Genomic DNA, 22,827 nt, shown 5'->3' with positions numbered 1-22,827 from the left:
TCTTATCGTTCTGCACCATTAGGTCGCCGGGACGCAACCACCCGGGGAGCGCGCTGACCTTCGTTTCGGTGATGTCAACGGCGTGCGCCACAACCACCCGCGCAGCGCTGCGCGGAACCGCGGGGCGCGTGGCGATACGGTCCTCGGGCAAATCGAAATCAAAATCGCTCAGTTTCATCGGCGTGGTCCAGTCGGGTAGTGACGCAGGTCGGCAGGTCGCCGGCTTCTAGCCGTGCGCGCGACGGGCCGCAACGTCTCGCCTGCACGCCATCACCGTCCCCAGTTGGCGTCATTGGGGGGCCGCTTCGGCTCGGGCGCCGGCTGCGGGGCGAATTCGTCAACCGGCGGCGGCGCGCGGCGCAGGATGTCGCGCAGGAAACCGGGGGCAAGTCCCGAGAGCGGGTTGACCCCCACACGCGGGTTCTTGGCCGGCCCGGTCAGCGTGTAATTGAAGCCGAACACCCCCTCGCCCTTGCGTGCGATCAGGTTGCCCACCTGATTGAGCAGGTAGAGCGGCGAAATCACCCCCTGCATGTTCAGCGTCCCGGTTGGGACGTCGAACGTGCCGTCCATCGACAGGCCCATGGCCGGTCCGGTGGCGCTGCTTTCGAAAACCGTGACCTTGGATGGCCCGAGCCGAAACCGGGCCTCGACCTCGGAAAACTGGATGCCCTGCCCCGACATCTCGTCCAGCAGGCCGACAACGCTGATGGCGTTGAGCAGCGCCGCAATCGCGGGGGCATCATGAACCTGGGTGTTTGTGATTTTCAGGTCTCCGTCAAATTCCCCGGTGCGCACACCGGGGCGCAGCGACAGATCGAATTTCCCGCCCCTTGCCATGGTCAGCAACCCCGCAGACCGCACGACACCACCGGCATCGTCCGACTGCAGCCGCACCGCGCTGCGCCCGGATTGCGGCTCGACCTGCCCCGACACCCGCGTCTGGCCGTTCACCCGGCCACTGAACGGTCCTTTGATCCCGCCCGTGGTCGTGAACTGGCCGGAAAAATCGGTGAGCGAAATCGCGTCGGTGATCTGCAACCGGTCAAGCGCGACATCCATCCGGCCACTTTCACCGCCCCCCGATCCGCCGCCGAATGTCGCACGCCGCAGGTCCAGCGTACCGCTGAGCACGCGGATATCGGGCGGCGCGCTGCCCCGGCCCACCAGTTCGGCCGCGACATCGAGCCAGTCGCCCAGGCGCAGGGAGTTGAACAGGGCACGGTCGAGCCCGCCGCCAGATCTGGTAGTAACCGCCCCATTTGCCGACAGGCCCGAGGCTTGCAGGACCAACCGGTCAATCCGGGTCTGATCGCCGACAATGCCCGAAATCTGCAAGGTTCCCGCCGTCTGGGCCGGCTTTGCCCAGCCCAGCGGTGGCAGGGCCAGCCCCACCCCCCGCAGATCGGACTCCAGCGTCAGCGCAGGTGGCTTGCCCGCCGCGAACTGCATCGAGAATGTCGCGCTGCCCTTGCCCGACACGCTGCCCTCGGGCAACCCGATCCCGAAGGTTTCGACCACGGCGGCGGACAGTTCGATCGTCCCGTCAAGCCGGCTGAGCTTGGGCGCATCCCTGCCCAGCGGCTGCTGCCAGCTGACCGAGACCGGCACCGGCCCGATCCTGCCCGCGCCCGACAGGGAGATGCCATCCTGATCGCCGACAATTTCCATGACCCGCGCCTGCACCGACTGCCCCGGAACCAGAACCGCGCTTGCAACATCGGTGATCTCGCCGCGCAGGTGGAATTCAATGTCGTCAAAAGGCACCTTCGGCTTCATCGGCAAGGCCAGCGTCCCGCCCAGCCGCGCGGTCCCTTCGGCCATGTCGACCGGCAAGGGCGTATCCTTGAGCACCGCGAGCGGCGGCCGGTTCAGCAGCGACAGGATCGACGTGACGGACCCTGCCGCCTGCACACGCACCACAGCCGGCGTATCCGGTTTGGCCGACATCTGAGGAATGATGAAGGACGTCCCCGCCACATCGAGTGCGCCCCCCTGCTCGGCGGTGACCTGTCCCGCGGTGGCGGTCGCGACAAACCGGTCCTCCACGATCGTGACCTGCCCGCTGGCGCCGACGATCGGCGGCATGGTCTTGAGAAACCTGACCTCGGTCTCTTCATAGGTGAAATCGAGATAGATATCGGGCCGCTCACCCGGATTGATCCGCAGGGCAAAGCCGATATCCTCGAGCCGCCCGCCCGTGACATTCTCGTTCACCCATTTTCGCGGCTTTGGCGCGGCAAAATCCGGCCAGAGCTGTTTCAGCCGTTCCGGCGTGAGCTGGTCCATATTGCCGTCGACCGCCAATTGCCAGCCCTCGGGATGGGCGTCGAGACGGCCCGACAGGTGCAGGCTGCTGTCCTCTTGCGTGATCAGCATGTCACCCAGGGTCAGCCGAAACGGCGCAAGTTCGAGCCGGAAATCCGCCGATGCGCGGGAAATCTCGATCGGTTCCTCATAGAGACCGTCCGGATTCAGCGACAGGCCGGTCAGCGTCAGCTGGCCGATCAGATCCCTGAAGCCATCGGCTTCTATATCCACATAGGCGCGCCCCTCTGCCGAACCGGTCCCCCAGGCGCTTGCCACCGAAACCTCGTCAAAGATCAGGACCTGTTCGGCTGGCGAATAGGTGAAATAGCTTCGCGCGCCATCGAACGGCACGGGCCGGGTGGCTTCGGTCGGCTGCACCACGCCCGCACCGATCTGGAGCGTCGCCGAAAGCGGACCCAGCTTGCCATCGCTTTCGACACTCATCCGCAAGGCGCCCGAAATCGGCGCCCGCAGCACGTCGAGCCAGGCCAGAGCCACGGATTGCGCCGCGATATCCTGCGCCGAGATATTCGACACGACGACACCAAGTTCGGCATTCGCCTCGCCGATACGGCTGGAATAGTTCATCTCGACCGATCCGGCGCTGTCTCTGCCGCTGAGCAGGGAAAAACCGCCGGCGATGCGGATATCCGAGTCGTCGCGGTCTAGCGTGATCCGTCCGCCGTCCAGGGTCCAGCTGCGCCCCTGCCGCAGGTCGTCATAGCGCAGCGTGAGCGATTCCATCTCGACCGCGACAAGCGACGACAACGGCGGCGCCACCAGCCGCCTGTCCCACTCCTCGATCAGTTCGGCAACGGTCGCCGCCTCGCGCACCACGGTTCGGTTCTGGCCAAGCGCCAGCGACAGCCTGCCGCCGGCCTCGCGCCGCAAGGTGATGAAGGCCCCGCTCAGCGAAATCGACTTGGGCTGAAGGCGTCCGCGCAACAGCGGCCTCATCGCAAGGCTGGCCTGCGCATCGGCAAGTTGCAGGATGGGCCGCCCATCGGCTTCGCTCAGGGTGACATCGCGCAGGCGCACGCGCGGTCGCCATCCGCGATTGACCACCATCTCGACATCGCCGAACGCGATCTGCAGGCCCCCGAGATTCTGTTCGAGCCGCGCCTCGATCCGGCTGCGCAGCCAGTCGGGCATCGTCAGCGTCTGCCCGATCCCCCACAGCAGAAATCCCCCGACCAGCAATGCGGCAAGGGTCGCGAATCCGGCCGACCAGATACCGAACCTGCGCCTGCGCGAACGGCGACGCGGCGCTTCTCCGCCGGCAGGATCTTCTTTTTCAGGGTCGCGGGTCATCTAAACCAGCCTGCATGCCTTTTCGTTTTGTCGCAAAAGCCTATTGTCCTTCGCATCCCAGATCCAATCACATGGAATTCGCATATGCCCGACGTTAATGACGCTGCACCCGACTTTGCCCTGCCCAGTACCGGGGGCGACACCGTCCGCCTGTCCGATCTGCGCGGGCAGACGATTGTTCTCTTTTTCTATCCCCGCGATAATACGCCGGGCTGTACCAAGGAATCCATCGGATTTTCGGAACATCAACAAGCCTTTACCGACGCCGGCGCTTTGGTGTTCGGCATCTCCAAGGACAGCCTCGCAAGCCATGACAAATTTGTCGCCAAGCAGGGTCTGAGCGTGCCGTTGCTCTCGGACGAACACGGGCAGACTTGCGAGGATTACGGCGTGTGGAAAGAAAAAAAGATGTACGGCAAGACCTTCATGGGCATCGAACGCACCACCGTCCTGATCGATCCGGAGGGGCGCATCGGCAGGATATGGCGCAAGGTCAAGGTTCCGGGGCATGTCGAAGAGGTACTGGCCGCAGTCAAGCAGGGCTAGACCGACCCGGGCATGACCCTGTGTAACGTCGCACCGCACCGCCGCCGTCCGCCTCTGGCCGCGACGGAGCCGGACAATCGCGACACGTTTGCGGGCAATCGTCAGCAAACCAACCCCACAAGGAGCACCGACGCGTGACAGATACTCTTGCCGGGATGGCCGACCGGGTTCTGCGAACCGCAGATGGCCGCGAGAAAACAAGGGTGTCGCGTGACTGCGCGGCGCGCTGGTTCGCCGCGCGGCACGGGCAGGCAAGCGACATTCCCATCGGCACCGCCTCTCCGCCGCTGCACCCGTCACGACCGGAACGGCCGGAACTGCTGTCTCCGCGCGACGTTCCCCGGCGACGCCCCGGCAGCCCGGCGGGCCGGATCGCGCTGCTGCACGCGGTTGCACATATCGAGTTGAACGCCGTCGATCTGCACTGGGATATCATCGCGCGCTTCACCGACATTCCAATGCCGATCGGGTTCTACGATGACTGGGTCAAGGCGGCGGACGAAGAAAGCAAGCATTTCAACCTGATGTGCGATTGTCTTGAGGCGCTTGGCAGCCACTACGGCGCGCTGCCCGCCCATGCGGGCATGTGGCGCGCCGCCGAGGATACGGCAGAGGATTTCATGGGCCGCCTCGCCGTGGTTCCCATGGTTCTCGAAGCGCGCGGGCTTGATGTCACGCCCGGTATGATCGACATCTTCCGCAAGGCCGGGATCGAACAGGCCGTGGCGGCGCTGGAAACGATCTATGCCGAAGAGGTCGGCCATGTCGCCTATGGTTCGAAATGGTTTCATTTTCTCTGCGGTCGCCACGATCTCGACCCGCGCGAGATATTTCATGACCTTGTAAAGCGATATTTCCACGGCCCGCTCAAGCCGCCCTTCAACGAGGAAAAGCGCGCCGAAGCAGGGATTCCGCCCGATTTCTACTGGCCATTGGCAGAGCGACAAAACAACACACCGTGATCCGGGCGGCAGAATCCCGGGCGGCAATTCCTTGCCGATGCCACATCCGGAGGCCATTGATTTCGGCAGGATTTCGCCAGTTTTCCGGGCTTTTTGCGGCCATCGGCCTGTTACATTCTGCGAGAACTTGCCCAAAAGACACACTATCATTAGTGACCGCTCAGGCGCGTGGCCAGACTTGGTGCGTCAGCCGTCAAGGGGATGGATCAGGGAAGAGCGCGTGCGGACAAGGCTTGCGATAAGAATTCATGCGGTGATGGAACGGTTGTTCCCCGAACGCCGGGTATTTCTCAAGTCCGATACGGACACGCGTTTTGTCCGGCTTCGTCCGGTAACCCAGCTGTTCATAAGTATCGGTGCCTCGGCCATCGTCGCATGGGCGATCATCGCGACGGCGGTCCTGCTGATGGACAGCATCGGGTCGGGTAACTTCCGCGAGAAGGCCAAGCGCGATCAGGATATGTATCAGGATCGTCTCAATGCCCTTGCGCTGGAACGCGACGCGCGCGCCGAAGAGGCGCAGGCCGCACAACAGCGTTTCAACGCCGCGCTTGCCCAGATCTCGCTCATGCAATCCGACCTGCTGGCATCGGAGACGCAGCGGCACGAACTGGAGACCGGAATTGACGTGATCCAATCGACCCTGCGCGACACCATGAAAGACCGCGAAGCGGCACGCACCGAACTCGCCACGCTTCTGGCCGAACAGGCGAGCCCTGGCACCACGCAAAGCGGCGACGCCGTATCGCCCGCATCCGTGAACTTCATGGCAGAGGCCCTGGCACAGACCGCGCAGGAACGCGACCAGATCGCGCAGAACGCCAGGCATGCCATCGAGCGCGCAGCCGAACTCGAACTCGACCTCAAGCTGAAGGACGAGCAGAACGACCAGATTTTCCGCCAGCTCGAAGAGGCGATGACCATCTCGGTCGCGCCGCTGGACAAGATGTTCCGCTCGGCAGGCATGCCGACCGACAAGATAATCGAGCAGGTTCGCCGCGGGTATAGCGGTCAGGGCGGTCCGTTGACTCCCCTCACCTTTACCACCCGCGGCGAAGATGAACCGACTGTCGACGAGTTGCGGACCAACCGCATCCTTGCGCAGATGGACCTGCTGAACATGTATCGAATCGCGGCAGAGCGCGCGCCCTTCGCCAGCCCGGTGCGGGATGCCGTGCGCTATACCAGCGGGTTCGGTTATCGCCGCGACCCCAAGACCGGCGGTCGCCGGATGCACAACGGTTCGGATTTCGCCGGGCGCGCGGGCACCGACATCCTCGCCACCGCAGACGGCGTTGTCACCCATGCCGGCTGGCAATCGGGATTTGGCCGGCTGGTCAAGATCAGGCATGATTTCGGCATCGAAACCTACTATGCGCATAACTCGCGCATTCGCGTGAAGAAAGGCCAAAGGGTCTCGCGCGGCGATCACATTGCTGATATGGGTAGCACCGGACGGGTGACCGGCACGCATCTGCACTATGAAGTGCGCGTAAACGGCACACCTGTTAACCCCATGATCTACATCAAGGCTGCAAGTAATGTTTTCGAAGAGCAAGATAAACGAGCCAGGTTCCAAGACGTCCGATGAGGCGAAACCGGCGGCTCCTGCAGGGGCCCCCGCCGCACCCGCATCGACAGGCGACTACAAGGCCAGCGCCCCCAAGGCCAAGCCCCCCGCATCGACGCTGTCGTCTGACCTGCACATCACGGGCAACCTCAAGACAACCGGCGACATCCAGGTCGAAGGCACGGTGGAAGGCGATATCCGCGCGCATTTGCTGACGATCGGCGAGACGGCGACGATCAAGGGGGAAGTGACGGCGGATGACGTCGTGATCAACGGCCGAATCGTTGGCCGTGTTCGCGGTCTGAAAGTACGCCTGACCTCGACCGCGCGCGTCGAAGGCGACATCATCCACAAGACCATCGCCATCGAGAGCGGTGCCCATTTCGAAGGCTCTGTCCAGCGTCAGGACGATCCCCTGAATCCCGGCGGTGCGGGCAAGGCGCAGGGCGCCAATCCGGCCACCGCCAAGGTATCGACCTGAACCGATAATCATCGAAGAAGTTGCAGGGCACCGTCGGGCAGACGCGTGCCCTGATCGCATGGGGAAACCGATTGCCCCACGCATATGATCCGGCCCGCTTGCAAGCCACGCGCTGTCCCGCATTCGGTGCGCAACGTCCGTGTTACGCGAGAGCGGCCAAACAGGTTGCGCGTCACCGGACACCGGTGCGCGCCCCCTCCTCGATGCAAGACATTATAAGCTAAAAGAAAAACACGGTTCCGCGGGCGAGCGAAACCGTGCTCTCATCTGCGCCCGTCGCGATGCTTCGGGCGATATCCGCCAAAGCGACGCGGTATCAATCGGTTACGGTGACCGATTTCATCACGTCGGGTTGGCCGACAACCGCGCCGTTCCGGCCCTCGCCGCGCTTGATCGCGTCGACGACATCCATGCCGTCGGTGACTCGCCCGATCACGGTATAGTCCCCGTTCAGGAAATACCCCTCATCGAACATGATGAAGAACTGGCTGTTGGCGCTGTTCGGATCCTGCGCACGGGCCATGCCGACGACGCCACGATCGAACGGAATGTCCGAGAATTCGGCGGCCAGATCCGGACGATCGGAACCGCCGGTGCCCGCGCGGCGCATGTCGCCACCCAGCTTGCCGAATTCCACATCGCCGGTCTGGGCCATGAAGCCGTCTATGACTCGATGAAAGACCACGCCGTCATAGGCCCCTTCCGACGCCAGCGCGGTGATCTGTTCCACATGCCCCGGCGCCACGTCTTCCAGCAGGTCGATGACCACGGTGCCGTTGGCCCCTTCGCCTTCGATCTCGACCTGAAGCCCGGTGGCCAGCGCAGGGCTGGCAACAAGCGCAAGCAGCGCGGCCAGCCTATGCATCCGCGGCCACCTTGACGCTGATCATCCGGTCCGGGGATGCGGGCGGCTCGCCACGGGTGATGGCATCGACATGTTCCATCCCGCCAATCACGCGACCATAGACCGTGTACTGACCGTTCAGGAAACTGTTGTCCTTGAAGTTGATGAAGAACTGGCTGTTGGCGCTGTTCGGGTTCTGCGAACGCGCGGCACCCAGGGTTCCACGGTCATGAGGCAGCTTCGAGAATTCCGCCGGAAGATCGTCCATGTCCGACCCGCCGGTGCCGGCGCGACCCAAGTTGAACCCGTCTTCCATGTTGCCGTGCTGCACATCACCGGTCTGGGCCATGAAGCCGTCGATGACGCGGTGGAAACACACGTTGTCATAGGCACCGGCGCGGGCCAGCTCCTTCATCCGCTGGGTATGGAGCGGAGCAACGTCGGGAAGCAGTTCGATGGTGACGGTGCCGCCCTTCAGTTCCATGAGGATCGTGTTTTCGGGATCTTTGATTTCGGCCATCTGGCCCTCCTGTCCAAGCTGTGTTGGCAGATACCTAAGCCCGGCAGCCGGGAATGCCAAGTGAACCATTGACCATGAGCAGAAATGTGAGAAAAAAGCGCGACAATAGGAATGGACACAGGGATTGACCGATGAGCTGGAACACGCTGGACGACATGGAAATTGCGGGCAAACGGGTTCTGGTTCGGGTCGATATCAATGTGCCGGTCGAAGATGGCGTGGTCACCGATGACACGCGGATCCGTCGGCTGAAACCGACAATGGATGATATCATTTCCAGGGGCGGAAAACCGGTGCTGCTCGCGCATTTCGGACGCCCCAAGGGCCGGCACGTGCCCGAGATGTCGCTGCGTCCGCTGGTTCCGGCGCTTGAGTCCGGGCTGGGTGTGCCGGTGTCGTTCTGCGCCGATTGCCGGGGCGATGCGACCAAGGCGGCGGTTGGCGCGATGGCCGATGGCTCGGTTCTACTGCTTGAAAACACCCGATTCCAGCCGGGCGAGGAAAAGAACGACCCGGCGCTCGCCGAGGACTTCGCAGAGCTGGGCGATGTCTATTGCAACGATGCCTTTTCGGCAGCACACCGGGCGCATGCCTCGACCGAGGGCATCGCGCGCCTGCTGCCCTCTTGCGCCGGACGGTTGATGGAAGCGGAGCTGACCGCGCTCGAGGCGGCTCTCGGCACGCCGGAACGCCCGGTGGCGGCGGTCGTGGGGGGGGCCAAGGTATCGACCAAACTCGACCTGTTGGGCAACCTCGTGGAAAAGGTGGACCACCTGATCATCGGCGGCGGCATGGCCAACACCTTTCTCGCCGCACAGGGCTTGAACGTGGGCAAGTCGCTCTGCGAACACGACATGACCGCCACAGCGCGCGATATCATGGAAAAGGCCGAAACCGCCGGTTGCAGGATCCTGCTGCCGGTCGATGCGGTTGTCGCGCGCGAGTTCAAGGCCGGCGCGGAAAACCGGACCGTGCCCGCGGATCAATGCCCGGACGACGCGATGATTCTGGATGCCGGTCCGGAAACGGTGAAGCAGGTCGAGGCGGTACTGGACACGGCCCGTACCCTGATCTGGAACGGCCCCATGGGGGCGTTTGAAATCACCCCCTTTGACGCCGCCACCAATGCCGCCGCGCGCAGCGCCGCCAAACGCACGCGTGCCGGGCAACTGATCAGCGTCGCCGGCGGCGGTGACACCGTTGCGGCCCTCAATCAGGCCGGTGTGGCACAGGATTTCACCTATATTTCCACGGCAGGCGGCGCCTTTCTGGAATGGATGGAGGGCAAGACCCTGCCCGGCGTCGCCGCGCTCCAGCACTGATCCCGACAGCCGGGCCGCCTGTTCGCGCTAACGCAATTGCAACCGGCATGCCCCTGTTTTAAACCCCTGCGGAACGACGACAATGCCCCGCGTGGGCCAGAACCAGCAAGGTGTATCGACCCATGGCAAACACACGGCAAACCGAGCAGATGACTTCCGGCAAGGGTTTCGTCGCGGCGCTCGATCAGAGCGGCGGCTCGACCCCCAAGGCGCTCAAACTCTACGGCGTTGAAGAAGACGCCTATGGTTCGGATGCCGAAATGTTCGACCTGATCCACCAGATGCGCAGCCGCATCATCAAGTCACCGGTGTTTTCCGGCGACCAGGTGATCGGTGCCATCCTGTTCGAGCAGACCATGGATCGCGATGTCGATGGCATTCCGACCGCCCAGTATCTCTGGGAAAAATGCTCGGTGGTGCCGTTCCTGAAGGTGGACAAGGGACTTGCCGACGAAGCGGATGGCGTGCGCCTGATGAAACCCATGCCGGGCCTTGACGAGGTTCTGGATCGTGCCGTGGCCAAAGGCATTTTCGGCACCAAGATGCGCTCGGTCATCGACGCGGCCTCGGCAAGCGGGATCGCGGCGATCGTGGCGCAGCAATTCGAGGTCGCATCCCGGATTCTCGCAAAAGGCCTGATCCCGATCATCGAGCCCGAAATCACCATCAGCATCAGCGACAAGGTCCAGGCCGAAGAGATCCTGCGCACCGAATTGCACGCGCATCTCGATGCCCTCCCCGAGAACCAGCAGGTCATTCTCAAGCTGACCCTGCCGGAAACCGCAAACGCCTACGAGTCCCTGGTCGATCATCCGCGCGTGATGCGTGTCGTGGCGTTGTCGGGCGGTTATTCGCGCGACGAAGCAAATGCGCGCCTGAGCGAAAATCGCGGCGTGATCGCATCCTTCTCGCGCGCGCTGACCGAGGGGCTCTCGGCCGGGCAATCGGACGAGGCGTTCAACGAAACGCTGGGAAAAACCATCACCAGCATCCATACCGCATCGGTCGCCGGCTGAGCTCGGCCTGCGGCCTTTTGGCCACGCGCGAAGAATTTCCGATTCCCGGCTCTGCTTCCCCATAAACAGGGATTCACAAGGCGATTCGCCTATGCCATAGTGCATCCAGAACGCCCATTAAGGGCGCAAAGAGGCAGTGCATCTTGACCCGTTCGACGCGCCCCGGCTTTGGGGGCCTGATCTATTTCGCGGCGACCTTCGCGTTATGCGTCTATTTCACCTTTGCCGCTGTTCAGGGTGATTACGGCCTGTTCCGGCGCGTCGAGATCTCCGCCGAGGCCGAAACGCTGCGCCAGACGCTGACCCGGCTCGAAGCGGACATCGCCTCGACCGAGAACCTGACCCGCCGCCTGTCGGACGAATATCTCGATCTCGACCTTCTGGATCAGCAGGCGCGCTCGGTGCTCGGCCTGTTGCGCGCTGACGAGATCGTGATCCGCTAAGCGTGCCCCGCGTCAATTTCACTCGCCATACGCCTGCAGAGCCGCTATCCATAGTTTAGCATTAAACTATAAGAACGCAGGAGGAGTGCGCCGCGATGGTCACGCGCAAGAGCACCAGGAAACCCAACGTTTCCGCCGAAGAACTCACGACTTTCTATCGTGAAATGCTGTTGATCCGACGTTTCGAGGAAAAGGCGGGTCAGCTTTACGGAATGGGGCTGATCGGTGGGTTCTGTCACCTCTATATCGGTCAGGAAGCCGTCGTGGTCGGACTCGAATCCGTAGCCGAAGAGGGCGACAAGCGCATCACCTCCTATCGCGACCACGGCCATATGCTCGCCTGCGGCATGAGCCCGGACGGCGTGATGGCCGAACTCACCGGGCGCGAGGGCGGCTATTCCAAGGGCAAGGGCGGCTCGATGCACATGTTCTCCAGGGAAAAGCACTTCTATGGCGGGCACGGCATCGTCGGCGCGCAGGTCCCTATCGGCGCGGGTCTGGCCTTTGCCGACAAGTATCGCGAAAACGGGCGCGTGACGTTCACATATTTCGGAGACGGCGCATCGAACCAGGGCCAGGTCTATGAAACCTTCAACATGGCCGCGCTCTGGCAACTGCCCGTGGTGTTCGTGATCGAGAACAATCAATACGCGATGGGCACGGCCCAGCAAAGGTCGACCTCGACCCCCGATCTCTATACCCGCGGCGCGGCCTTTGGCATTCCCGGCGAGATCGTCGACGGCATGAATGTCGTCTCGGTCAGGGATGCCGGCGCCAAGGCCATCGCCCACTGCCGTGCGGGCAAGGGCCCCTATATTCTCGAGGTCAAGACCTACCGCTATCGCGGCCACTCGATGTCCGATCCGGCCAAGTACCGCACGCGCGAGGAAGTGCAGAAAATGCGCGAAGAGCGCGACCCGATCGAACAGGTGCGCAGCATGTTGCTCACCGGCAAACATGCCAGCGAAGAGGATCTCAAGGCGATCGACAAGGAGATCAAGAGCGTCATCAACGCCGCCGCCGATTTCGCCAAGGACAGCCCCGAACCGGCGCTGGACGAATTGTGGACCGATATCTATGCGGATGCGGTTCCCCAGAACGAGGTAGCCTGATGCCCCATTTCGAAATTCACGTGCAGGATGTCGAGGCCGCCAAGAGCTTTTACGGCGGTCTGTTCGGTTGGCAATTCGAGGCGATCCCGGGTCTTGAAGAGGCGGGCTATCACATGATCCAGGGCGACGGGATCGGCGGTGCCAACGGCCTGACCGCCGCGCTGATGCTGCGTGCGGACAGTCCCCCGGATGCCGGTTCCCCGATCCGCGGCGGCACCATGACCTTCGAAGTGGCCGATTGCGACGCGCGCTATGACTGGGCGCTGGCCCATGGCGGGGCAGAGGCCCTGCCGCCGACGGATTATCCGGGGATCGGGCGCTGCGCCTGTGTCGAGGATGGACAAGGAAACGTGGTCGGAATGATGACACCGGCAGGGGAGGATAACTGAAGATGGCAACCGAAATCCTGATGCCCGCGCTGTCGCCGACGATGGAAGAGGGCACGCTGTCGAAATGGCTCGTCAAGGAGGGCGACACCGTGTCCTCGGGCGATCTTCTGGCCGAGATCGAAACCGACAAGGCGACGATGGAGTTCGAGGCGGTCGACGACGGCACGATCGGCAAGCTGCTGGTCGATGCGGGTACGGAAAACGTCAAGGTGAACACCCCGATCGCCCTGCTGCTCGCCGATGGAGAAAACGCCGAAACGCCTCCGCAGGCGCCGGAACCCGCGCAGGCGGGTGACGCGGATGCCAAGGCGGTCCCCGCAGGGGACCCCGCGAAATCCGCCCCTAGATCCCCGAAATCCGCCCCCCCGTCCCCCAAATCCGCCCCGGTCCCGCCCAGCCCGGACTGGCCCGAGGGCACCGCGCTCAAGCAGCAAACCGTCCGCGAGGCGCTGCGCGACGCCATGGCCGAGGAAATGCGGGCGGATGACAGCGTGTTCCTGATGGGCGAAGAGGTTGCCGAATACCAGGGCGCCTACAAGATCAGCCAGGGCCTGCTCGACGAATTCGGCAGCAAGCGGGTCATAGATACCCCGATCACGGAACATGGCTTCGCCGGCGTTGCCGTTGGTGCGGCCTTCGGCGGGTTGCGCCCGATTGTCGAATTCATGACCTTCAACTTCGCGATGCAGGCCATCGACCAGATCATCAATTCCGCGGCCAAGACGCTTTACATGTCCGGCGGCCAGATGGGCGCGCCCATGGTGTTCCGCGGTCCCAATGGCGCCGCGGCGCGCGTCGCCGCGCAACACAGCCAGGATTATGCCGCCTGGTACATGCAGATCCCCGGGCTCAAGGTGGCGATGCCCTATTCAGCATCTGACGCCAAGGGCCTGCTCAAATCCGCGATCCGCGATCCCAACCCGGTGATCTTCCTCGAGAACGAAATCCTATACGGGCGCAGCTTTGACGTTCCGGAGCTGGACGACTTCACCGTTCCCTTCGGCAAGGCCCGCATCTGGCAGCAGGGCGACGACGTCACCATCGTCAGCTTCGGCATCGGCATGAAATACGCGCTCGAAGCCGCCGAGAAACTGGCCGGGGACGGGATCAGTGCCGAAGTCATCGACCTGCGCACCCTGCGTCCTATGGACACTGCGACGATCATCGACTCGGTGATGAAGACCAATCGCTGCGTCACCGTCGAAGAGGGCTGGCCGCAGGGCTCGGTCGGCAATTACATCAGTTCTGTCCTGATGCAGGAGGCGTTTGATTATCTCGACGCGCCGGTCATCAACTGCGCCGGCAAGGATGTCCCGATGCCCTATGCCGCCAATCTTGAGAAACATGCGCTGGTCACCACCGACGAGGTGATCGCCGCCGTGAAACAAGTGACCTACAGGTAAGGAGGCCACGATGACGACGGAAATCCTGATGCCCGCCCTGTCTCCGACGATGGAGGAAGGCACGCTCGCAAAGTGGCTCGTCAAGGAGGGCGATACCGTCGCCTCGGGCGACCTTCTGGCCGAGATCGAAACCGACAAGGCAACGATGGAGTTCGAAGCGGTCGACGAAGGCACGGTGGGCAAGCTTCTGGTCGCCGAGGGCACGCAGGGGGTCAAGGTCAACACGCCGATCGCCGTGCTGCTCGAAGACGGTGAAAATGCGGATGACATCGCCACCCCCGCGTCGGCCCCCGCCGGTGACAGCGACGAGGACAGTTCGGAGCCGACGACGGAACAGGCGGCGGAACCCCCGAACGCAAGCAAGACCCCCGCCGCCCCGGTACAGGATGGCGAGCGCATCTTCGCATCCCCTCTCGCGCGGCGGATCGCGGCGGAAAAGGGAATCGACCTGCGCTCGATCACCGGTTCCGGACCACGCGGGCGTATCGTCAAGGCGGATGTGATGGGGTCGCGAGCGACGGCGACCGACCCCGCTGCCGCGACCTCAACAGACGCAACAGAGTCCTCAAAGCCTTCCGCGCCCTCCCCTGCGCCGATGGCCGCCGGCCCCTCGGCGGACGCGGTGACCCGGATCTACGAAGGGCGCGCCTATAACGAAGTCGAACTCGATGGCATGCGCAAGACCATCGCGGCGCGGCTGACCGAAGCGAAGCAGTCGATCCCCCATTTCTACCTGCGTCGCGATATCCGCCTCGACGCGCTGCTCGCGTTCCGGGCGCAACTGAATGACCAACTGGCAAGCCGTGGCATCAAGCTGTCGGTCAATGATTTCATCATCAAGGCCTGCGCCCTGGCGCTGCAGGCGGTCCCCGATGCCAACGCGGTCTGGGCGGGTGACCGGATCCTGCGGCTCGACCCCTCGGATGTCGCCGTCGCGGTCGCGATCGATGGCGGTCTCTTTACCCCGGTGCTGAAAGACGCGGAGATGAAATCGCTCTCTGCGCTCTCTGCCGAGATGAAGGATCTGGCGAACCGCGCCCGCGACCGCAAGCTGGCGCCGCAAGAATATCAGGGCGGCAGCTTTGCGATCTCGAACCTGGGGATGTTCGGCATCGACAATTTCGACGCGGTGATCAACCCGCCTCACGGCGCGATTCTCGCAGTCGGTGCCGGTGTCAAGAAGCCGGTGGTCGGCGAGGATGGAGAACTGTCCGTGGCAACGGTGATGTCCGTCACCCTCTCCGTCGATCACCGCGTGATCGACGGTGCTTTGGGGGCACAACTACTGCAGCAGATCGTGGACAACCTTGAAAATCCGATGCTCATGCTGGCTTGAAACGCAAACAGGCGCGCGCCGGTCAATCGCGCCTGCCCTTGCGACTGCGTTGAATTGCGACGGCGCTACTCCGGAAACATCTGATCCATCGAGATCGAAGGCTGATCACACCCGGCCTCGCCCACGATCTTGGCAGGAATCCCGGCAACCGTCTTGCATGGCGGTACATCCGCCAGCACGACCGACCCTGCTGCGATCCGGCTGCAATGACCAACGCGAATATTGCCGAGCACCTTGGCACCGGCCCCGATCAGCACACCGTCTTCGATCTTCGGGTGACGGTCTTCTTCTTCCTTGCCCGTGCCTCCCAAAGTTACGGAATGCAACATGGACACGTTGTCGCCAACGACGGCTGTTTCACCAATGACAATCGAATGGGCATGGTCGATCATGATCCCCTTGCCGATCCGCGCCGCGGGATGGATGTCGATCCCGAAAATCTCCGACACCCGCATCTGGAAGAAATAGGCCAGATCATGCTGTCCGTTGTCCCACAGCCAATGCCCGACACGATAGGCCTGCATGGCCTGATAGCCCTTGAAATACAGGATCGGTTGCAAAAGGCGATGGCAGGCCGGGTCACGCTCGAACACCGCAACCAGATCGGCGCGCGCGGCATCAATCAGCCCCGGCGATTCCTCATAGGCCTGATCGGCAATTTCGCGCAGAATCGCCATCGACATCTCATTCGAAGAAAGCTTGGCCGAAATCCGGTAAGACAGCGCCTTTTCAAGCGTTTTGTGGTGCAGGATGCAGGCGTGAATCAACCCGCCCATGAGCGGCTCGTCCTGAACCGCTTGTCTTGCCTCGCGATTGATACGGTCCCAGACCGGATCGACAGGTGACAGTTTTCTGCGTGTTTCGGCCATGGCACCGCTTCCTTTTTCACGTCTAGAATAGGCATGCACCATGCAAAAGCAAAACGCAAAGCAATGATGTGGCATATTCATGACATGAATGTATCAGAACTGAATCGCTTCACCGCCATGATCGAGCAGATGCTCAAGGAACTGTCCGACACCAACGAGCGCGGGCGCGCGGGTCAGCATATCGTCATGCTTGACCAACAATCCGTCGGGCGTCTGAGCCGTATGGACGCGCTGCAGAGCCAGGCGATGGCCAAGGCGCAACAGCAAAGACGCGACCAGCAGAAGCAACGTCTGCTGGCCGCGATAACGCGGATACAGGAAGGTGAATTCGGTTATTGCGTCGATTGCGGTTCCGAAATCTCTTCAAAGCGGCTTGAACTCGATCCGGCGACACTCAGGTGCATCGAATGCGCCAATGGATGATGCCGCTGCCCCGGTTGGTTTCGCGTGCGGGCCAATGCGCGCATGTCGGGGCAAAACGCCTCATGCCAAACCCGAGACATCCCGATCGCCCACGTCAAGCGACGCAAATGGCCCAAAGCCGTAGCGCACCGAAACTTGTGCCACTTCAAAGCGCAGCGGAAGACGAGCGGCATCCGCATCTTGCAGCGCCCGGGTATAGACCCAGCTTGTCGAGCCGACGGTGATCTCCCGCACCGGGGTTGAGCCATTCCAAATCCGCACCACATAGGTCTCGTTTTCTTCCCCCAATGGCACCTCGGGCAAATCCCAGCTGTCGCCGTCGATACGGGTTCGTCGAACCCAGTCGAAATGCAGATCGCCGTTTTGCCCGGACCACACCCCAAGATGACACGGAGAATAGGGCCGCAAACCGTTGCCATCAAATGCCTCGACGACATGGGTATACGAAGGGTCATCATACCCGCGCGCAGCCGATCCGATGCGATAGTGGCGGGAAACGCGCCTGTGCGCGCTCGCGAGATCGATCTGAGCCGGCGTTCCGTCCATCAGGACAAACCATGACCCGGCTGGCCAGCTCGCCGGCATGATCCCGTCACTGCCACCCTGCCCCCGCAATCGATCCGTCAGCAGATAGGTATCTTCGGCAATCAACTCGGCGTTCCGGAACTGAAACAATTCCCAATTGCCGCTCGTGCCATCCCCGATCGCCGCAAGATTGGCGCCATTAAGGATCGCGGATTTCTCGCGCGATTCCAGTGCGCCGCTCAGCATCCGGACCTGCAAAGCCTCTCCACCGTCCCAGACCCCGGAACGCGCGCGAAAGAGCGTGTTTTCCGTCTGCCCCACGACGGATCGAGCGGCGATGATCTCGCTTAGCGCGTAACTGTCATCCGAGGATGACCCATATATCGCAACCGATCCCGGCCACGGTGTCGCAGTCACGGCCAGATGCGGCGCATGTTCGATTTCGTCGCCGCGCATCAGGGGCAAATCCATGAACAAGGGCAAGACCGGGACCGGGGCCGCAAAAGGCTTTGCCCCGGGAATTTCCTCTTGCAGATCAGTGGTCTTGTAAATGTCACGCTCGATCCGCACGGTCTCGAGCAGCTGCAACTCGGATTGTTCGACCCGGTCAACCCGGTACAATGCGTGCGCGTCTTCCTGATCGGTATCGAGACGGACAACATCGCCGGCCCCCAGGTGCATCAACGATGGCGGCAATGCGAACCGGGCCGCCTCGCGCGAAACGCGCGCTTCCGCCAGCCATCGCTCGGCCACCTGCCGGCCTTCCGAGCGCGTCATCGCAAGCGGAAGCTCCGATGATGTAACCGAATGTGTCGACGTGTCCGCCAGAACCGCTTCCTCGGCGACAATCTCATGATCCGCACCTGATTGCACGAAACGCAGGCGCACCCGGCCGGTCATCTCGGCTTCGGCCTCGCGGCTGTACTCAACCGTACCGTCCAGATCGCCGGACACGGCAAGCGCATCGGCATCCAGCACATGCGGGCGCCCGGCCCCGCGCATCACGAACTTCAGAACGCCATCACGCTCGATCGCGTCAAACCCGTATCGCAACATCAGTGGTTGAAGCGCGGCCCGTGCAGAGGTGACCTCTTCCACCGCATATCCACGCACCACACCAAACAATCTCGACGTATCGACCTCGGTGACACCGGAGCGACGGCAAATCTCTTCAACGACGGATGCAAGGGTTCGCGCACCTGCCCGACCGTTCAGCCAGTGCCCACGAGATTGAATCGCGCCATCGCTCCACAGGGTCAGATTGTTCGGGAATGCCGGATAGGGCCGCGTATCCCAGGCCCAGACATACGCGTTATCCATATCGATCATCGCATCACCATAAACCTCGGACACCGGATTGTTGGCAGGGTCAGCCCAATATGTCAGCATCGTCCGCAGGTATTGCAGCTGGATCAGATCATCCCGAGACCCGTCAGAATATTTCGGCAGCGAAGATTCCGATGACCGCTGGTCCAGAAACTTGTTCGGCTGGTTGGTGCCCTTGTCTATCGCGGCGCATCCCAGTTCGGTGAACCAGATCGGCTTGGACGCGGGCACCCAGTCCGTCGGATCCTGCTGACGGACGCCGCCGATGCGTTCGTGATGCGGGTTCTGCCACCAGTTCCGAATGTCCTTGTAGCGCCAGACCCACGGCTCATCATGCTCCTGATCCTCGATCGGTGTCCTGATCTGCGCGGCCTCTGCCTCTGACGACTGATAGTACCAGTCATAGCCTTCGCCGCCCTCGATATTCGCCGCGAGATAGTCGAGGTTGTAAATGCTGTCCCACCCGGCATCCGCATGTGTATCGCCATCCCGCCAGTCGGACAGGGGCATGTAATTGTCGATCCCGATGAAGTCGATATTCTCATCCGCCCAGAGCGGATCAAGGTGGAAATAGCGATCCCCACTGCCGTCCTGCGGCTGATAGCCGAAATACTCGCTCCAATCCGCCGCATAACCGATACGTGTATCCGGTCCGAGCAATGCCCGCACCTCGGCGGCAAGCGCACGGAACTCTTCGACCGCCGGAAATCCCGCTGCCCCGCGTATCTGGGTCAACGCCCGCATTTCCGACCCGATGCAAAACGCGTGCACGCCACCCGCCGCCGCACACAGCGCCGCATAGTGCAGGATAAAGCGGCGAAGCCCCCATTCATCCGGACCGGTATACTCGACAGTCCTTCCCACGACAGAAAAATCAGACGCCCGGGCGGTCCCGAAAAAGCTGGCGACTTCCTCATCAGCCAATACCGTTCCGTCGGGCGATCCACTCTGTCCTGGCGCTTTCGACAGCGTTATCCGGCCCCGCCAGGGCAAGGTTGGCTGGTTGTCGGCGGATGTCCATGGATCCTCCAGCCCATTACCTTCTGTCTGCTCCATCAGAATGAACGGATAGAACATGACCCGTCCGCCCTTTGCATTCACGTGGCGAATGGCCTGGATCACCGACTGATCGGTCGGCGTCCCGCCATAGATCGGTCGATTGTCCTCCCGTTCGATCTCGTCGGCGTCCGCCCGATCCAATCCCGCCACACGCCACGGCATGTTGCCACCTTCGTTGGCTCTCTTCTCGATCTTCGGCTTGACCTCACATTGCCCACAGCGCAGATCGCTGCCGAACCACGACGCAACGAGCGAGACCGAACCGCAGGAGGGCAGCTCGGTGTTCAGCATCTCAAACGACGTAAGGAAATCGGTTTTTCCAGAGGGGCTGTTGGAATTCGCCGCCCAGTTGATCCCCGGCCCCTTGGTGTAGTGAACCGCCGATGTCGCCAGCGCATATTCACCCGTTCCCGGGATCAGCGCGGCGCCTTTGACCAACTGCGCCAGGTCGCTTTCATAGGTGCGCGAATCCGCTTGCTCGGGCCGCAGAACCTCGAACGAGAATTGTGGAATACGGTTGCCAAACCGCCCCAGCGGCACCCGTTCCAGCACCACATACGCCGTTCCACGATAAGCCGGAACAAACCCCTCGCCCTCGATTGCCTCGATCAGCGGATCCGGCAACTGGTCGTCAGTGCCGGTATAGACCCGCATGTTCAAGTCCCGTTGGGCGACCTCTTCACCGTCCGCCCAGACCCGCCCGATGCCCGCGATTGTACCTTCGCAGACGGCAATCGCCAGTGAAACGCTATAGCTGAAGCTGGTGACTTCCGGCGAACTCGGGCTCCCCTTACCACCGCCACCACCGGTTGTACTGCGTCGTTCCAGAAAATCCGAGGCCCAGATCACCTGTCCGCCGACACGCATCCGTCCGTAGACCTGCGCGATCGGATTGCCGTCGCCGGACTGGGTCAGCCGGAACCGGTCGACACGACCGGTTTCCACCGCCTCTGATCCCTGCCCCAACAGGCGTTGGTCGATGACCTGACCAAGCGTGGCGCCAACGGCCCGACCGATCACAGCCGATGAAAGCCCGGCAACAGTGCCACCGATCGAGCCACCAATAGCCGCACCTACGGCCGATAGAAGAATCGTCGCCATCACTTAGCCTCCAGTGGAAATTTGAAACGCGCGACGATACGCCGGCGCCACGGATCGCTCAGCCGGCTCTCGACCACGCCATAACGCTCATAGGCATGAACGAAGGCCGGGGCCGCGCCGACTGCCGACACGATGCCCAGATGTTTTGCAACGGCCCCGCTGCGCATCCTGAACAGGATGACATCCCCGATTTCCGGGGCGCTGGCATTGCCCGGCTGCTCGCATAAATGCCGCGTTGCCGCCTGCCAGAGCCTTTCCTGGCCCTGCGGCTCGGACCAGTCCATCGAATATGCCGGCGGCACCTCGGGTTCGCTTCCCATGATCTCACGCCACACCCCACGCACCAGCCCGAGACAGTCGGTGCCCGCCCCGCGACAGGCAGCCTGATGTCGATACGGCGTCCCGAGCCATCCGCGCGCAGCTTTTACAACAATTTCAGTCATCTGCGGCTCCCGCCGGTGTTCCGACGGCTCTGCTTGGGTACGGCCATCACCCAGTCCTCTCCGGGAAGATCAGGAAAACCCTGGAAGTTCAAAAGGTTGTTGAATTTCAAACGGCATGTTTCCATGCGCTTGTCACATCCTGCATCAAGACGCACCATGTCTCCGTGGTCGATCGCGGCGCGGATCGGTTCCCACAACTCGATCTGGCGCTTTTCCCCGATAAACCGGTCCTGTCGGATCATCCCCCACAAGCCCTGCGCCGGACCACTCAGAACGGTAAGACGACCACGAAGGAACCACCCGGGCTCAAACTCACGCATCTCGCCCCATGTGAAGCTGAGACCGTCGGAAACCTGCTCGACCGCGCGCTCATCGCGATATCCGGGTGTATCAAGCGTGAAACGGCAGGAACCATCCCCCAGGACGGCGGTGCAGGGTTTCTGGTAAATGCGCCCCACGGATCTGTTCAGATTCTCGGTCAGGCCGCGCAATTCCGCGTGAAACGCGCCGCCAATCCGCCGCAACTCTCCGATTGAACCACGAAACTGCAACCAACGGACATCGACATCGGCCCAGTTCACCAGCCAGGCCCGCACCTCGGCTCCATCAAAGCGTCCCGCATCAATGTCCTCGGCTCTCACCGACGCATCGCTCAACGCGCCGAGGGCCTCGGTATTGTCAACGGACAGTCCGGTGCTTTGCTGCAATGCGCGTGCGGACAATCCGCTGTCGGCCTTGAACCTGACACCTTCAAACTCCAGCGCGACGTCATGATCCGTAAATCCCAGTATTTCTCCATCCTTGCGCGTGATGGCCCAGCATCGGCACAACGTCGTCAAACCGGTCGCAATATGCGCCTTGAACGCCTCGTCCATTCCCCCCATCAGACACGAACCTCCACGACCGGGACATTGGGAACATCGCCGGCCTGAAAGCTGGCAACGCTGGTCTGGATCCGGTCGGTATCAAAGCGGACGGGCACATCAAACTCGTACCCCGCCATGATGCGCATGTCGCTTGCCGGAGGTTTCCCGAACCGGACGATACCCGAGGTCAGGTCGATCTCGTAATCCACCGATTCACGCATTTCGTCCTGCTCGATACCGATGCGGACCGTCCCAGCCACCGGCTTGGTGATCGGACGCTCGTAGGAAAACACGCCGGAGCGATAGGTCTTGGTCAGCTGAAACGCCGTCTGCACCCCGTCCGCCGTCGCGATCACCTGATCGTCGAACGTCGTATCTGCCGACGCCCGTCCCGATTTGAAATCTGACCAGTCCTTCCAGCGGAACCCGAACATCTGACCGTGGCGCGCCTCGAAAAACGCGATCAGGGTCTCGACATCATCCAGCGACCGCATGCCGAGACCCGCATCATACCGGCGTCTGGAATGCGCCCAGGGCGTGTTGCGCTCTTCGAAACCGTTGGCGAGCGTTACAACATCGGTACGCCGTTCCGGTCCGCCCACCGAGCCAAAGCTCAGCGAAGCCGGGAATCTCACTTCGTGAAAGTTCAT

The 22,827-nt window shown here is 62.4% G+C and carries 21 protein-coding genes; 12 read left to right on the top strand and 9 right to left on the bottom strand.

Annotated elements, in window-relative coordinates; genetic code table 11:
- Positions 1 to 178, bottom strand: a 178-nt coding sequence (locus tag AB9K34_RS06655; protein WP_369953638.1) for an S-adenosylmethionine:tRNA ribosyltransferase-isomerase, incomplete at its 3' end; no start/stop codon positions are given.
- Positions 179 to 270: 92 nt separating this feature from the next.
- Entirely contained in the window at positions 271 to 3,621 is a 3,351-nt protein-coding gene (locus tag AB9K34_RS06650) for an AsmA-like C-terminal region-containing protein (RefSeq protein WP_369953634.1), read from the bottom strand.
- An 84-nt stretch (positions 3,622 to 3,705) separates the two neighbouring features.
- Here AB9K34_RS06650 and AB9K34_RS06645 point away from each other — a divergent pair, with 84 nt between their 5' ends.
- From AB9K34_RS06645 to AB9K34_RS06630, 4 genes are all read left to right on the top strand, one after another.
- Entirely contained in the window at positions 3,706 to 4,167 is a 462-nt protein-coding gene (locus AB9K34_RS06645; RefSeq protein WP_369953633.1) for a peroxiredoxin, read from the top strand.
- A 155-nt stretch (positions 4,168 to 4,322) separates the two neighbouring features.
- Positions 4,323 to 5,129, top strand: a complete 807-nt coding sequence (locus AB9K34_RS06640) for a ferritin-like domain-containing protein (protein WP_369953637.1) — start codon at positions 4,323 to 4,325, stop codon at positions 5,127 to 5,129.
- A 220-nt stretch (positions 5,130 to 5,349) separates the two neighbouring features.
- Positions 5,350 to 6,720: a DUF5930 domain-containing protein gene (locus AB9K34_RS06635; protein ID WP_369953632.1), complete on the top strand. Its 1,371-nt coding sequence runs from the start codon at positions 5,350 to 5,352 to the stop codon at positions 6,718 to 6,720.
- The gene (locus AB9K34_RS06630) at positions 6,671 to 7,180 is read left to right on the top strand and encodes a polymer-forming cytoskeletal protein (protein ID WP_369953631.1); all 510 of its coding nucleotides are present in this window, start codon (positions 6,671 to 6,673) and stop codon (positions 7,178 to 7,180) included. Before AB9K34_RS06635 ends, AB9K34_RS06630 begins: the two co-directional genes overlap by 50 nt.
- A 316-nt stretch (positions 7,181 to 7,496) precedes the next feature.
- Here the strand turns inward: AB9K34_RS06630 and AB9K34_RS06625 are convergent, their stop codons facing one another.
- Positions 7,497 to 8,045, bottom strand: coding sequence for a peptidylprolyl isomerase (locus AB9K34_RS06625; protein ID WP_369953630.1), 549 nt, complete (start codon positions 8,043 to 8,045; stop codon positions 7,497 to 7,499).
- Complete coding sequence (locus AB9K34_RS06620) at positions 8,038 to 8,544, bottom strand: peptidylprolyl isomerase (protein ID WP_369953629.1); 507 nt, start codon at positions 8,542 to 8,544, stop codon at positions 8,038 to 8,040. The genes AB9K34_RS06625 and AB9K34_RS06620 overlap by 8 nt, the downstream gene beginning before the upstream one ends.
- A gap of 131 nt (positions 8,545 to 8,675) precedes the next feature.
- Between AB9K34_RS06620 and pgk the strand changes: the two genes are divergently transcribed.
- The 7 genes from pgk to AB9K34_RS06585 all read left to right on the top strand — a co-directional run bounded on the left by pgk (position 8,676) and on the right by AB9K34_RS06585 (position 15,565).
- A complete protein-coding gene (gene pgk, locus AB9K34_RS06615) occupies positions 8,676 to 9,866 on the top strand; it encodes a phosphoglycerate kinase (RefSeq protein WP_369953628.1) in 1,191 nt (396 codons plus the stop codon).
- Between the two features lie 122 nt (positions 9,867 to 9,988).
- The gene (locus AB9K34_RS06610; protein ID WP_369953627.1) at positions 9,989 to 10,882 is read left to right on the top strand and encodes a fructose bisphosphate aldolase; all 894 of its coding nucleotides are present in this window, start codon (positions 9,989 to 9,991) and stop codon (positions 10,880 to 10,882) included.
- A 143-nt stretch (positions 10,883 to 11,025) separates the two neighbouring features.
- Positions 11,026 to 11,325, top strand: coding sequence for a septum formation initiator family protein (locus AB9K34_RS06605; RefSeq protein WP_369953626.1), 300 nt, complete (start codon positions 11,026 to 11,028; stop codon positions 11,323 to 11,325).
- Positions 11,326 to 11,420: 95 nt separating this feature from the next.
- Positions 11,421 to 12,437, top strand: a complete 1,017-nt coding sequence (gene pdhA, locus AB9K34_RS06600; protein ID WP_369953625.1) for a pyruvate dehydrogenase (acetyl-transferring) E1 component subunit alpha — start codon at positions 11,421 to 11,423, stop codon at positions 12,435 to 12,437.
- Entirely contained in the window at positions 12,437 to 12,826 is a 390-nt protein-coding gene (locus AB9K34_RS06595) for a VOC family protein (RefSeq protein ID WP_369953624.1), read from the top strand. Before pdhA ends, AB9K34_RS06595 begins: the two co-directional genes overlap by 1 nt.
- Positions 12,827 to 12,828: 2 nt before the next feature.
- Complete coding sequence (locus AB9K34_RS06590; RefSeq protein ID WP_369953623.1) at positions 12,829 to 14,229, top strand: pyruvate dehydrogenase complex E1 component subunit beta; 1,401 nt, start codon at positions 12,829 to 12,831, stop codon at positions 14,227 to 14,229.
- Positions 14,230 to 14,239: 10 nt separating this feature from the next.
- Positions 14,240 to 15,565: a pyruvate dehydrogenase complex dihydrolipoamide acetyltransferase gene (locus tag AB9K34_RS06585; RefSeq protein WP_369953622.1), complete on the top strand. Its 1,326-nt coding sequence runs from the start codon at positions 14,240 to 14,242 to the stop codon at positions 15,563 to 15,565.
- Between the two features lie 65 nt (positions 15,566 to 15,630).
- On the opposite strand, the gene cysE is transcribed toward AB9K34_RS06585, so the two are convergent.
- Positions 15,631 to 16,434: a serine O-acetyltransferase gene (cysE, locus tag AB9K34_RS06580; protein WP_369953621.1), complete on the bottom strand. Its 804-nt coding sequence runs from the start codon at positions 16,432 to 16,434 to the stop codon at positions 15,631 to 15,633.
- Positions 16,435 to 16,518: 84 nt separating this feature from the next.
- On the opposite strand from cysE, the gene AB9K34_RS06575 reads away from it, so the two are divergent.
- Complete coding sequence (locus AB9K34_RS06575) at positions 16,519 to 16,857, top strand: TraR/DksA family transcriptional regulator (protein ID WP_369953620.1); 339 nt, start codon at positions 16,519 to 16,521, stop codon at positions 16,855 to 16,857.
- Positions 16,858 to 16,917: 60 nt separating this feature from the next.
- Here the strand turns inward: AB9K34_RS06575 and AB9K34_RS06570 are convergent, their stop codons facing one another.
- The 4 genes from AB9K34_RS06570 to AB9K34_RS06555 are packed head-to-tail and all read right to left on the bottom strand — an operon-like array spanning position 16,918 to position 22,827.
- A complete protein-coding gene (locus AB9K34_RS06570) occupies positions 16,918 to 20,868 on the bottom strand; it encodes a glycoside hydrolase/phage tail family protein (protein WP_369953619.1) in 3,951 nt (1,316 codons plus the stop codon).
- Positions 20,868 to 21,311 (bottom strand): peptidase, encoded by a 444-nt coding sequence (locus tag AB9K34_RS06565; RefSeq protein WP_369953618.1) that lies wholly within the window; start codon positions 21,309 to 21,311, stop codon positions 20,868 to 20,870. Before AB9K34_RS06565 ends, AB9K34_RS06570 begins: the two co-directional genes overlap by 1 nt.
- Positions 21,308 to 22,195, bottom strand: coding sequence for a DUF2163 domain-containing protein (locus AB9K34_RS06560; protein ID WP_369953617.1), 888 nt, complete (start codon positions 22,193 to 22,195; stop codon positions 21,308 to 21,310). The genes AB9K34_RS06565 and AB9K34_RS06560 overlap by 4 nt, the downstream gene beginning before the upstream one ends.
- On the bottom strand, positions 22,195 to 22,827 hold the full coding sequence (locus AB9K34_RS06555) for a TIGR02217 family protein (RefSeq protein ID WP_369953616.1): 633 nt from the start codon (positions 22,825 to 22,827) through the stop codon (positions 22,195 to 22,197). The genes AB9K34_RS06560 and AB9K34_RS06555 overlap by 1 nt, the downstream gene beginning before the upstream one ends.

Source organism: Sedimentitalea sp. XS_ASV28, assembly GCF_041224545.1.
Classification (GTDB): Bacteria; Pseudomonadota; Alphaproteobacteria; order Rhodobacterales; family Rhodobacteraceae; genus Sedimentitalea.
Note: the sequence above shows the minus strand (reverse complement) of the source record. Positions and strands in the feature narration are given on the sequence as shown.